Consider the following 12,604-nt stretch of genomic DNA (forward strand, 5'->3'; position numbering starts at 1 on the left):
CTAAGATATGTCAAGATTTGTAGAATGATGAAGAGTAAGTGGAATATCCACATTTAATTAAAGTTGCTGTTTTTATTACTCTTAAAAGATTGAAATCAAAAAGCACAAGCGATGTTAGAAATCACAGATCAAAAGAATTTTAAAATTCTTGAGATAATAATGAAAATGAAATGATGAGTAATTAGTAATTCAAGTTCTTGTGAGGAAACGCCAGAGAAAGTTAAACGGGTAGAGAACAAAAGCTACAGCTATGAATCTCATAGGTTAACAAAGGTTGTTCGGAGTGGGCAGATCCATGAAAATATGGATGAAGATATAGTATGCTTTGTAATAAAAAGGTACGGTTGCAAAGTAAATTAATCGAAAACTACAAGGAGTTCTACAACTTCTTCGTTAATTTTTAGGTATGAAAGAGGCTCTAGTTTTGCTACGGTCTCTTTTTTTATTTTCAGATCTCTAAATCAAATCTCCGCTCATTTCCCTATTTAAAATCTCTCATCTCATCCGATAAATAAAGTAAAAGCGCTGGGAGTTGAGGGGATGATTAAACGCATTTCTTCATCAACGAAAGATTTATACAACTCAGACTATATAAACCAAAATTCAAAAGTTGAACGTACAAATGAAAAGAAAAGTTCACCTGAATCCAAACTAGAAGATGTCTACAGTAAAGAATACTTAGAAAAAGCGGTAGAGGAGTTAAATGCATTTCTTGAACCTACGTTTACAGCGGTTCACTTTGAGCTTCATGAAGAGGCAAACCGCTATTATGCAAAGGTTATAGATGTGAAAACGCAAGAAGTCATTCGAGAAATTCCTCCTAAAAAATTAATTGATATGTATGTTGAGATGAACAGATTCATCGGTTTATTGTTTGACCATAAAGTATAACGGCGGTGAGGATGTATGGTACGTATTGGTGGTTTGGCAAGTGGAATGGATACTGATTCCCTTGTAAAGGATTTAATGAAAGCAGAACGTATGCCTTTAGATAAATATAAACAAAAGAAGCAAGCGTTAGAGTGGAAACGTGATGACTATCGCTCAATGAATTCATTGTTGTTATCACTAAGAGACTTATCATTTGATATGAAGCTTTCTTCTAACTATCGAGCAAGGTCCGTTAGTTCTTCAAATGACTCAAAGATAACGGCAACGGCAACAAGTGCAGCGAATCTTTCTTCTTTTACTGTTTCGAAGATTGACCGTCTAGCTACGGCCGCAACTAAAGTGAATACAGGTAGTATCTCTAAAGATACAACAGCTAAGGTCGATTCTACAAAAGGGTTATACAGTATAAAAGATTCGTTTGGAGATAGCACGTTTAATTGGAGCAAAGGAAGTGTCGAAACAACAACGATTTCTGCTACAGAAAGTGGCAGCACTTTTAACTTGACGCTTTCTAACGGAGTAAGTGTAAAGAATGAGATAGCGGATTTATCTAGTATCTCTGTAAAAGTAAATGGCACGTCTTTTAAGGTGGTAGCGAAGGATGCCACTCCTCAAAAAGGAGAGGTGAAGCTTGCTGCTGATGGTACGTTAACATTTGGAGAAAGCATTAACAAAGGCAGCTCTATCAAAGTTGATTATGTAGCAGATAAAAAAGTTGATACATTTAAATCATCAGATCCATTAAAAGAGCTACAGCTAACAAAAGGTGCCTTGGTTGAAGGTAGCGTGACTATTACAGCCGGTAGTAAAACATATGTGAGTACAACTAATGGGGAAATTAAAGATGAAACTGATGCAGTAGTAGGTAGTATTGATTTCCCAACAGGAAAAATCACCTTTAATGAAGGTCAAGAAATTCCTAGCGATACAGAAGTAAAGGTAGCGTATGAGCAACATTATTTTTCTTTCGGTATTACGACGTTTAATGCAAAAGGATCTGTTGAAGAAAAGTTTAATGTACAAGGAACAGAATCATTAAACAATGTACTTAGCCGTATTAATGGTTCTCAAGCAGGCGTCACAGCTTTTTATGATTCGTTTACAGATCAAGTGACACTAACAAGGAAAGAAACCGGTAACTTTAATACGGAAGGTGAAGTTGAGGCTGATCCTGATAAAGGCATTCTAGAGGTCCGCAAAGATGAAATTATGACAAGCGGAACTTTTCTAAATAATGTTTTAAAATTTGATGGTGCAAGTGAGACGGGTGGAGAAAATGCGAAGTTTACAATTAACGGCTTAGAGACGCAGCGTACATCTAACACCTTTGAAATGAATGGTGTCACACTTACATTAAAAGATAAAACAGAGGCTACAGACCCACCAATTTCTCTAGGTGTTTCTAACAACACGGAGGCTGTGTTTGAAAATATTAAGAAGTTTGTTGATAAATATAATGAAACGATTGAAAAAATCCAAGCAAAGCTTTCAGAAGATGTCTACCGATCTTATACAGCTTTAACAGATGAGCAGCGTGAACAACTATCTGATAAGCAACAAGAGCAGTGGGAAGAAAAAGCAAAAAGCGGGTTACTCCGTCGAGATCCAATCTTATCAAGTGTACTAAGTCAAATGCGTCTGGATTTTTATACACCCGTTAAGAATAGTCAGAATGCGCAATCACCTTTTCAGCAGCTTACAGCTATTGGAATTAAAACAAGCAGTAACTATTTAGAGGGTGGAAAGCTAACGATTAACGAAGCAGAACTGAAGAAAGCGATTGAAGAAGACCCTGCATCTGTCGAACAGCTTTTTGCCGGTTCTGGAACAGCTTATGGTGAAAAAGGGATTGTTAATCGTTTATATGATAGTCTTCAAAAGTCAATGGGACAAATACGCGACCGAGCAGGGAGCAGTTTATCAACAAATATGCAGTTTGCGATTGGTCGTGATTTAAATAATGTGGATAAACAAATTAGTAGTTTTGAATCTCGTTTAACACAAATCGAAGACCGCTACTGGCGTCAATTCACCGCAATGGAAAAAGCGATTCAACGTTCAAATGAGCAAGCGATGTTCATGATGCAGCAGTTTGGTGGGTAATAGTAAAGGGAGTGAGTAGAAGATGGCAACGAGTAATCCATATCAAGCGTATCAACAAAACAATGTGAATACGGCATCACCAGGTCAGTTGACGCTTATGTTATATGAAGGGTGTATTAAGTTTATTAAGCTTGGTAAGTTAGCGATTCAACAAAATGATATTCAAGCGAAAAATACGAACTTGTTGAAGGCACAAAAGATTGTACAAGAGTTAATGGTCACACTAGATAAGAAATACCCTGTATCTGAGAATTTACTTGTAATGTACGATTATTTAAACAATCGTTTGATTGAAGCGAATATTAAAAATGATATCGGTATTTTAGATGAAGTGGAAGGGTATGTTGTCGAGTTCCGTGACACGTGGAAGCAAGTTATTCAGCTAAGCCGTCAGCAATCACATGGTCAAGGTGGAAAGGCATAGTGAGTATGCTTCATCAGCTTTATGAAGTGACAAAAGCGTTACATACACATGTCGCAACCAGTCCTTCGGAGGAACAGCGAGATGCTTACATTCAACGTGTTGATGAGCTTTTGGACGCTCGTCAAGCGTTACTTTCGCACGTCACCAAGCCAGCTTCCTTAGAAGAGAAGGCACTAGCACAAGAGATGATCACAATGAATCAAGCGATTGACCGAGCGCTTGTTGGAATAAAAGAGCAAGTAGCGGTTGATATTCGTAAGTTGAAAATAAAGAAAACAAAAACGGACCGCTATGCCAATCCATACGCCAATGTATCGTTTGACGGGACCTTTTATGATAAACGGAAATGAGTGAACGTATGCCAACTCTAGAGATAAATCAATTTGAACTTTTAAAATCGTATTATGACTTGCTTCAAACCATTCAAGAAGGTCTTCTCTACGTTGAAGCGAGCTTTGATGATGAGAATAAAACAGAAGGAGATCGGGTATTAGGTGATGTGCTTGAAGCACTTAGTCAACTTGAGAAAACAAATGAGCAACTGCTACAAGAATTTGCTGAAAACCGATCGTTTACAAAGTTTATTGAACAGTATCAACCAGTTCTTAACGCTGTGCTTCAGCTAGAAGGGCACATGAATGATATGTATGAAAAGCAACGCATTATTAATGGTGACATTCTCCCTCTGTTTGAAAAGTGGAAGACACGAATGGAGCAGCAAATTCAACCATATATTACGCACTGAAAAATGTGGTATCTCTTTGAGGGATGCCGCATTTTTTTATTTTCTTCCTCATACTATTTTCTAAACACATCGACATACTAAGGAGGTGAATGTGAAAAAGTAGACATTCACAAAATTTTCACATAATTTTATGGTTTAAGAAGGAGATGTGTCGGGTATTGTAGAAATATAGATACATACCTTGGATTAAAGGAGGAGTTCAGACATGCTATACAACATTCGCGGTGAAAACATTGAGGTAACTCCAGCGATAAAGGACTATGTAGAGAAGAAAATTAATAAGCTAGAAAGATACTTTGATCAAACTCCGAAATCAGATGTTTATGTAAATCTAAAAGTATACAACAATGAACAAAAAATAGAAGTTACGATTCCTATGACGGATTTAGTACTTCGTGCAGAAGAAACACATACAGATTTATATGCAGCTATTGATCTTGTTGTTGATAAACTCGAGCGTCAAATTCGTAAACATAAAACAAAAGTAAACCGTAAGTTTCGTGAAAAAGGTGTACCAAAGTATGTGTTTGCTAATTTAGAGGATGAAACAGCAGCAACGGCTGTTGCGACAGAAGAAGATGAAGATTTAGAATTAGTGCGTACAAAGCGCTTTGACTTAAAGCCAATGGATAACGAAGAAGCAATTCTACAAATGAATATGCTTGGTCACAGCTTCTTTGTCTTTACAAACGCAGAAACAAATACAACAAACGTTGTGTATCGTCGTAAAGATGGAAAGTACGGCCTAATCGAGCCAAATTAATTATAAAAGCTGATGCGGGTTGCTCTCGCATCAGTTTTTTTGTTCTTCAACACACCCAATCATCATCCTTATAGCAAGGAAAGTTCTCTACCATCAGCCACCTATTCTCCACTGTCCCTTTGCATATCTACCTCGATTATTTGTCATGGTTATCCCTCGAATGTTACAATTTTACTGATAATCAGATATAATAGAAGAAACAATCAGCTTCTTTGATGAAGCGCATGAAAGTGATGACACCAGAATTCAAATAAACAAGGTTCTTTTGTAACCGATTGTTGTTCCTAAATATGATTGGTTGAAAAGGAAATGACCGATCAAGAAACAACAATGATTATAAAAGCAGCCATATGACAAGATAGATGTTGCATTTATTCCATTATAAATAGAGGAGCGTTTTAGATGCTTGGATTATTTAAGAAGGTATTCGATGGCAACCAACGCCAAATTAACCGTTTAGAAAAAATGGCAGACGAAATTGATGCGTTAGGTCCTAAAATTGGTGAGCTAACAGATGATCAATTACGCGAAAAAACAGCAGAGTTTCAACAACGTTATCAAGCAGGCGAAAAGCTGGATGACTTATTAGCTGAAGCGTTTGCGGTTGTGCGTGAAGCAGCGAAGCGTGTATTAGGAATGTATCCGTACAAAGTACAGCTAATGGGGGGCGTTTCCCTTCATGAAGGAAACATTTCTGAGATGAAGACGGGGGAAGGTAAAACGTTAACTGCGACGATGCCTGTTTATTTAAATGCGATTACTGGCAAAGGTGTTCATGTTGTGACAGTCAATGAATACTTAGCAAGCCGTGACGCGACTGAAATGGGACGCTTATACGAGTTTTTAGGGTTAACAGTAGGATTAAACTTAAACAGCTTAACGCGTGAAGAAAAGCAACAAGCGTACAATGCCGATATTACGTATAGCACAAACAATGAGCTGGGCTTTGATTACTTACGTGACAACATGGTGCTGTATAAAGAGCAAATGGTACAGCGTCCGCTTCACTTTGCAGTAATCGATGAGGTTGACTCGATTTTAATTGATGAAGCACGTACACCGCTTATTATTTCAGGTACGGCACAAAAATCAGCGGCACTTTACATCCAAGCAAATGCATTCGTTCGTACGTTAAAGAAGGAAGAAGACTTTACGTATGACGTGAAAACGAAAAGTGTTCAATTAACGGAAGATGGAATGTCAAAAGCAGAGAAAGCGTTTGGCATTGAAAACTTATTCGATATCGCACACGTTGGGTTAAATCACCATATTAACCAAGCGCTAAAAGCACATGTCACGATGCAAAATGACGTAGACTATGTGGTGGAAGAAGGAAAAGTGGTCATTGTTGACCAATTTACGGGTCGCTTAATGAAGGGACGTCGCTTTAGTGAAGGGCTACACCAAGCGATTGAAGCAAAAGAAGGCGTGGATATTCAAAATGAAAGCATGACGCTTGCGACAATTACGTTCCAGAACTACTTCCGTATGTATGAAAAACTATCTGGTATGACGGGTACGGCGAAAACAGAGGAAGAAGAGTTCCGTAACATCTACAACATGCACGTTGTAGCGATTCCAACAAACAAACCGATTGCGCGTGATGACCGTGCAGATTTAATTTATAAAACAATGGAAGGGAAGTTCCGTGCAGTAGCAGATGATATCGTAGAGCGCCATAAAAATGGACAACCTGTACTTGTGGGTACGGTTGCGATTGAAACATCAGAGTTACTGTCAGCCCTTTTAAAGAAAAAAGGCGTGCCGCATCACGTGTTAAATGCGAAGCAGCATGAGCGTGAAGCAGAAATCATTGAAAATGCGGGTCAAAAAGGTGCGGTTACAATCGCAACAAACATGGCTGGTCGTGGTACCGATATTAAACTTGGTGAAGGTGTACGTGAAGCCGGTGGACTTGCGGTTATTGGTACAGAGCGTCATGAATCTCGTCGTATCGATAATCAGCTTCGTGGTCGTTCTGGTCGTCAAGGAGACCCAGGGGTAACGCAGTTCTATTTATCAATGGAAGATGAGCTCATGCGCCGCTTCGGTTCGGATAACATGATGGCGATGATGGACCGTCTTGGTATGGACGACTCACAGCCAATTCAAAGTAAAATTGTGACGCGTGCCGTTGAATCTGCACAAAAACGTGTAGAGGGTAACAACTTTGATGCGCGTAAGCAATTACTACAATATGACGACGTTCTACGTCAGCAGCGTGAAGTCATCTACAAGCAACGCTTTGAAGTGTTGGATTCTGACAATCTTCGTGACATCGTTGAGCGTATGGTTCGCGCAACAATCGAGCGCGTTGTAGAAGCGAATGCGCCTCGTACAGAGCTTGAAGAAGAATGGAATCTAAAAGCGATTGTGGATTACATGGCTGCAAACATGTTAGAAGAAGGAGCCATTTCAGAAAATGACCTTCGTAACAAAGAACCAGAGGAAATGGTTGAGTTCTTATTTGAAAAAGCGAAAAAACGCTATGATGAAAAAGAAGAGCAGCTTCCTGAAGAGCAAATGCGCGAATTTGAAAAAGTGGTTGTGCTTCGTGCGGTTGACTCAAAATGGATGGATCACATCGATATGATGGATCAGCTACGTCAAGGGATTCACCTTCGTGCATACGGTCAAACCGATCCGCTTCGTGAGTATCAGTTTGAAGGCTTTGCGATGTTTGAAAACATGATTGCAAGCATTGAAGAAGAAGTGGCGAAGTATATGATGAAAGCAGAGATTCATAATAACTTAGAGCGTCAAGAAGTGGCAAAAGGTCAAGCAGCTGTTCATCCGAAAGAAGGCAGCGAGCCAGTGAAGAAAAAGCCAAAAGTAAATGCCATTGATGTAGGAAGAAATGATCCTTGTATTTGCGGTAGCGGCAAGAAATACAAAAGCTGCTGCGGGCAACAGGCGTAATCTTTCAGCTTTTTTCTGAAAAAGTACGACGTAGCGCAGAGAACAGATGAAGAAGTTGATGGGAAATTACTTCTTTAACCAGCAACAATTATTTGTAGCAACTATGTTTCTGATTAATATGCTAAAATGAAGATAGTCAATTCAAGATTGAACATGATAAGGAAATGGGGGATTCCTCATTTCCTTTGTGTGTGGAGAAATACACGATTATGAATATAGAGGTGCTTATAACATGGAATTAGTAGAAATTAAGCAAGAACTTGATAGAACAGCTAAGCGATTAGCGGACTTTAGGGGGTCTCTTTGACCTCGATAATAAGCAAGCTCGCATTAATGAGCTAGATGAACAAATGGCAGACCCAAGCTTCTGGGATGACCAACAAGCGGCACAAACCGTCATTAATGAAGCGAACGGATTAAAAGATGCCGTGAATCAATTTAATCATCTTGATGAAACGTATGAAAATTTACAAGTATCGTATGAGCTTGTGAAGGAAGAATACGATGAAGATTTAGCAGAAGAGCTGATCACAGAGCTTAAACAACTAACAAAAGGAATGAATGAGTTCGAGTTAGAGCTTTTACTAAGCGAACCATACGATAAAAACAATGCAATTTTAGAGCTTCATCCAGGTGCGGGTGGAACAGAGTCTCAAGACTGGGGTTCTATGCTGTTACGTATGTACACACGTTGGGCAGAGAAAAAAGGCTTTAAAGTGGAAACAATGGACTACCTTCCTGGTGATGAAGCAGGAATCAAGAGTGTGACGCTGTTAATTAAAGGTCACAATGCATATGGTTACTTACGTGCTGAAAAAGGTGTACATCGCCTTGTTCGTATTTCACCGTTTGATTCATCAGGTCGTCGTCACACATCTTTCGTGTCTTGTGAAGTAATGCCGGAATTCAATGATGAAATTGAAATCGACATCCGTACAGAAGATTTAAAAGTAGACACATACCGTGCGAGTGGTGCGGGTGGTCAGCATATCAATACAACGGATTCAGCGGTTCGTATCACACATATGCCAACAGGTGTCGTTGTATCATGTCAAACAGAGCGTTCACAGATTAAAAACCGTGAGCAAGCGATGAAAATGCTAAAAGCAAAATTATATCAACGTGAGATTGAAAGACAGCAAGAAGAATTAGCTGAAATTCGCGGTGAGCAAAAAGATATCGGATGGGGAAGTCAAATTCGTTCTTACGTATTCCATCCATACTCAATGGTAAAAGATCACCGTACAAACACAGAGGTAGGAAATACGCAAAGTGTGATGGATGGCGATTTAGATCCATTTATTGATGCATATTTACGTTCTAAAATTTAATGTATCGTTCTTTTTTAAGATGTTTGGTGATGAAAAGATAGGAAGTTGATTCGAGCGAAAACAAATCACCCTGTTAATGAGCAAATACACCATTTCATTCTTAACTAAGAAGAAACCAGGCCCGTGCATAGATCTATGCATGGGCCTGGTGATTTTGTGGGAAACTTTACTAAAGTAAATAAGTGAAGAGACAGAGTGGAGGCAGCTATGACTCGCAGGCAATTGTATCAGAAATTATATCCTTATCGTCGTATTATCAATATTTTATATGTGCTAGTCGGTTCGGCCATTGTCGCAATGGCGTTTAATTTGTTTTTATTACCAAACCGTGTTGCTTCAGGTGGCGTTAGCGGGATTAGTACCATTTTCGATTCCTTATTCGGATGGGAGCCGGCTTATGTGCAGTGGGCATTTAACATTCCTCTATTCATTGCTGGTATTTTGTTATTAGGATGGCAATTCGGGGCCAGGACCTTAATTGGTACGATCTTTTTACCGATGGTTGTCTTTTTAACAAAAGACATGGAGCCAGCTACAACGGATCCGCTTTTAGGAGCTCTATTTGGTGGAATTGGAGTCGGCCTTGGATTGGGCCTTGTATTTAGAGGGCGTGCTTCAACAGGTGGAACGGATTTGGCTGCTCAAATTATTCATAAGTACTTTGGAATGTCCCTTGGTGTTTGCGTGGCAATTATCGATGGACTCATTGTGTTAACCGCAGCGATTGTTTTTGATATTGAATTAGGATTGTACGCGTTAGTGGCACTATATGTTACAAGTAAAACGATTGATATTGTACAGGTGGGTGTTGGTCGTTCAAAAATGGTATTGGTCATTACCAATCAAGAGCAAGAAATTCGTGAAGCCATTTTACATAAAATCGATCGTGGTGTTACTAAATTATCTGCTTATGGTGGGTATACAGATAGCGAGCGTCCCATTTTAATGGTTGTGGTGGATCAATCAGAATTCACAAAATTGAAACAAACGGTTCAAAGCATTGATGCTAATGCATTTGTCATTGTAGCGGACGCTTCAGAGGTACTTGGGAAGGGTTTTAAACAGTAAGAAGTAGGCTATAATAGAATTGATTTGGAAAATTTTATTAATCATAAGGGGGGACTTGTTATGAAAAAACGATTACTGGCATTATTTATGGGAACATCCCTTGCTTTAGCTGCATGTGGCGGAGGAGAAGATACAGCGAAAGAGCCTGCAGAGAACGATGCAGCTCCAGCAGGAGAGACATCTGACGGCGGTGAAGGTGAGCAATTATTCCAACAAAGCTGTGCGTCTTGTCACGGTAACAACCTTGAAGGAGGAGTAGGGCCGAACCTTACGAAGGTTGGAAATAAATATTCAGAAGATGAAATTGAAAACATTATTTTAAATGGCCAAGGCTCAATGCCAAAAGGGTTATTAAAAGGTGAAGATGCAACAAAAGTAGCCGAGTGGTTAGCGACTCAGAAATAATCCATGCATGAAGAAATAGATCAAAGAACATGTCACGGGCAAATACGACAAAGTATTTGCTCTTTTTTTGTTTTGTAGAATTTTGGAAAAATGTTCATGTGGATGAAACAAGTGTCATATTGTTTATTTTTTTTGTTATTTTACGTAAAAATGTGTAAAATAAACGGACTTTTATCACTGTTGAAATGAAATTGTAATATTTTTAGGGCTTATTTTGTAAAAAAGAGATGTTATAATGGTAGAGCGTGTCAAAGTAGAGAGCGTGGTTTTTGTTGAAAAAAATATGATTTTGTTGATAAAAGTCGAACTATCATTACAGTATTCTCAACAAGACATTCAATTAGGTGGTTATCTATGATCGAAATGCAAGAAGTATATAAAACGTATCCAAATGGCGTTCGTGCCATCAATGGAATTAATGTGAAAATTAATCAAGGTGAGTTTGCCTACATTGTAGGACCAAGTGGTGCAGGGAAATCAACATTTATTAAAATGATGTACCGCGAAGAAAAACCAACGTCAGGCAATATTATTGTAAACGGTACAAATCTTGCGAAGGTAAAAAATAGCAAGGTTCCTGTTTTCCGTCGTAATATCGGCGTGGTATTCCAAGATTTCAAATTACTTCCAAAGCTAACGGTTTATGAGAACGTTGCCTTTGCGCTTGAAGTAATTGAAGAGCATCCAGAAAAAATTAAAGAGCGAGTGATGGAAGTTCTTGATCTCGTTAAGCTAAAGCATAAAATGCGTTCGTTACCAGATGAGCTTTCAGGTGGAGAGCAGCAGCGTGTATCCATTGCTCGTTCCATTGTAAATAAACCAAAAGTTGTTATTGCTGATGAGCCAACAGGAAACTTAGATCCTGAAACATCTTGGGAAATCATGGACATTTTCGAAGAGATTAATAAAGCAGGCACAACCGTTTTAATGGCTACACATAACCGTGAAATTGTAAATACGATTCGCAAACGTGTTATTGCAGTGGAAAATGGCAAGATCGTTCGTGATGAAGTGAGAGGTGAATACGGTTATGAAGGCTAGAACACTAGGGCGTCACTTTAGAGAAGGAGCAAAAAGCCTTGGACGTAATGGGTGGATGACATTTGCATCCGTCAGTGCAGTAACCGTTACGTTATTATTAGTTGGGGTTTTTCTTGTTCTAATGTTAAACCTCAATCATTTTGCAACGGTGATTGAAGAAGACGTAGAAGTTCGCGTACATATTGATCCTGCGGCTACACAAGCAGACAAGGACGAGATGGAAGCAAAGATAAAAGCAATTTCACAAGTAGATAAGGTTACATTTTCTTCTAAAGAAGCAGAATTAAAAAGCTTGATTGAAAGTTTAGGAGACGAGGGGAAAGCCTTTGAACTGTTTGAACAGCAAAACCCCTTGAATGATGTTTTCGTGATTAAAACGGACAAGCCAACAGACGTATCAAAAGTAGCGAAGGAAGTTGAAAAATATCCGTATGCTGCGAAAGTAAAGTATGGCCAAGAGCAAGTAGAGAAGATGTTCAAAGTGTTAAGCATCTCTCGTAACATCGGAGCTGGCTTAATTATTGGTCTTTTATTTACAGCGATGTTTTTAATTTCAAATACAATCAAAATTACCATTGTCGCACGTCGTGAAGAAATTGAAATCATGAGATTAGTAGGGGCAACGAACTCGTTTATTCGCTGGCCATTTTTCCTAGAAGGTTTATTTTTAGGATTACTAGGAGCGCTTATTCCAGTCATTGTTGTCATTGCTTCATACACGTTTGTATTTGATAATTTTGATCCAAGATTAGAAGGTCTTTTTGAACTGTTACCAAAATTCCCATTCACCATTCAAGTATCACTATTACTAGTCTTACTTGGTGCGTTTATTGGAATTTGGGGAAGTATGTTATCGGTTCGCAAGTTCTTGAAAAAATAAGAGTTATAGGTACTATAACCCGGTCGCGTACGAT

At 38.8% G+C, this 12,604-nt stretch carries 13 protein-coding genes; all 13 read left to right on the forward strand.

Features of this window, described 5'->3' with window-relative positions; genetic code table 11:
- Positions 1-540: 540 nt before the first annotated feature.
- The 13 genes from flaG to ftsX all read left to right on the forward strand — a co-directional run bounded on the left by flaG (position 541) and on the right by ftsX (position 12,570).
- Entirely contained in the window at positions 541-891 is a 351-nt protein-coding gene (flaG, locus tag JOC83_RS16445; protein ID WP_205188483.1) for a flagellar protein FlaG, read from the forward strand.
- A 15-nt stretch (positions 892-906) separates the two neighbouring features.
- The gene (fliD, locus tag JOC83_RS16450; RefSeq protein WP_205188484.1) at positions 907-2,994 is read left to right on the forward strand and encodes a flagellar filament capping protein FliD; all 2,088 of its coding nucleotides are present in this window, start codon (positions 907-909) and stop codon (positions 2,992-2,994) included.
- 22 nt (positions 2,995-3,016) lie between these two features.
- The gene (gene fliS, locus JOC83_RS16455) at positions 3,017-3,418 is read left to right on the forward strand and encodes a flagellar export chaperone FliS (RefSeq protein ID WP_205188485.1); all 402 of its coding nucleotides are present in this window, start codon (positions 3,017-3,019) and stop codon (positions 3,416-3,418) included.
- A 5-nt stretch (positions 3,419-3,423) separates the two neighbouring features.
- Positions 3,424-3,768, forward strand: a complete 345-nt coding sequence (gene fliT, locus JOC83_RS16460) for a flagellar protein FliT (RefSeq protein WP_472924486.1) — start codon at positions 3,424-3,426, stop codon at positions 3,766-3,768.
- A complete protein-coding gene (locus tag JOC83_RS16465; RefSeq protein WP_205188487.1) occupies positions 3,765-4,163 on the forward strand; it encodes a DUF8042 domain-containing protein in 399 nt (132 codons plus the stop codon). Before fliT ends, JOC83_RS16465 begins: the two co-directional genes overlap by 4 nt.
- Before the next feature lie 205 nt (positions 4,164-4,368).
- Positions 4,369-4,926 carry a ribosome hibernation-promoting factor, HPF/YfiA family gene (gene hpf / locus JOC83_RS16470; protein WP_205188488.1) on the forward strand — a complete coding sequence of 186 codons (558 nt, stop codon included), beginning with the start codon at positions 4,369-4,371 and terminating at the stop codon, positions 4,924-4,926.
- Positions 4,927-5,328: 402 nt separating this feature from the next.
- Positions 5,329-7,845 (forward strand): preprotein translocase subunit SecA, encoded by a 2,517-nt coding sequence (gene secA / locus JOC83_RS16475; RefSeq protein WP_205188489.1) that lies wholly within the window; start codon positions 5,329-5,331, stop codon positions 7,843-7,845.
- 232 nt (positions 7,846-8,077) lie between these two features.
- Positions 8,078-9,176 (forward strand): peptide chain release factor 2 gene (gene prfB, locus JOC83_RS16480; RefSeq protein WP_239583599.1). Its coding sequence is split into 2 segments (ribosomal slippage): positions 8,078-8,140 and positions 8,142-9,176, totalling 1,098 coding nucleotides; the frame shifts between segments, so codons are not numbered across the junction.
- 207 nt (positions 9,177-9,383) lie between these two features.
- Positions 9,384-10,244, forward strand: a complete 861-nt coding sequence (locus tag JOC83_RS16485; RefSeq protein ID WP_205188491.1) for a YitT family protein — start codon at positions 9,384-9,386, stop codon at positions 10,242-10,244.
- Positions 10,245-10,304: 60 nt separating this feature from the next.
- Positions 10,305-10,649, forward strand: a complete 345-nt coding sequence (gene cccB / locus JOC83_RS16490) for a cytochrome c551 (RefSeq protein ID WP_205188492.1) — start codon at positions 10,305-10,307, stop codon at positions 10,647-10,649.
- Positions 10,650-10,884: 235 nt separating this feature from the next.
- Entirely contained in the window at positions 10,885-11,007 is a 123-nt protein-coding gene (locus JOC83_RS20220; RefSeq protein ID WP_275580446.1) for a hypothetical protein, read from the forward strand.
- Positions 11,004-11,690, forward strand: a complete 687-nt coding sequence (ftsE, locus tag JOC83_RS16495) for a cell division ATP-binding protein FtsE (protein WP_205188493.1) — start codon at positions 11,004-11,006, stop codon at positions 11,688-11,690. The genes JOC83_RS20220 and ftsE overlap by 4 nt, the downstream gene beginning before the upstream one ends.
- Positions 11,680-12,570, forward strand: coding sequence for a permease-like cell division protein FtsX (ftsX, locus tag JOC83_RS16500; RefSeq protein ID WP_205188494.1), 891 nt, complete (start codon positions 11,680-11,682; stop codon positions 12,568-12,570). Before ftsE ends, ftsX begins: the two co-directional genes overlap by 11 nt.
- Positions 12,571-12,604 lie beyond the last annotated feature (34 nt).

Source organism: Priestia iocasae (assembly GCF_016909075.1).
Lineage (GTDB): Bacteria > Bacillota > Bacilli > Bacillales > Bacillaceae_H > Priestia > Priestia iocasae.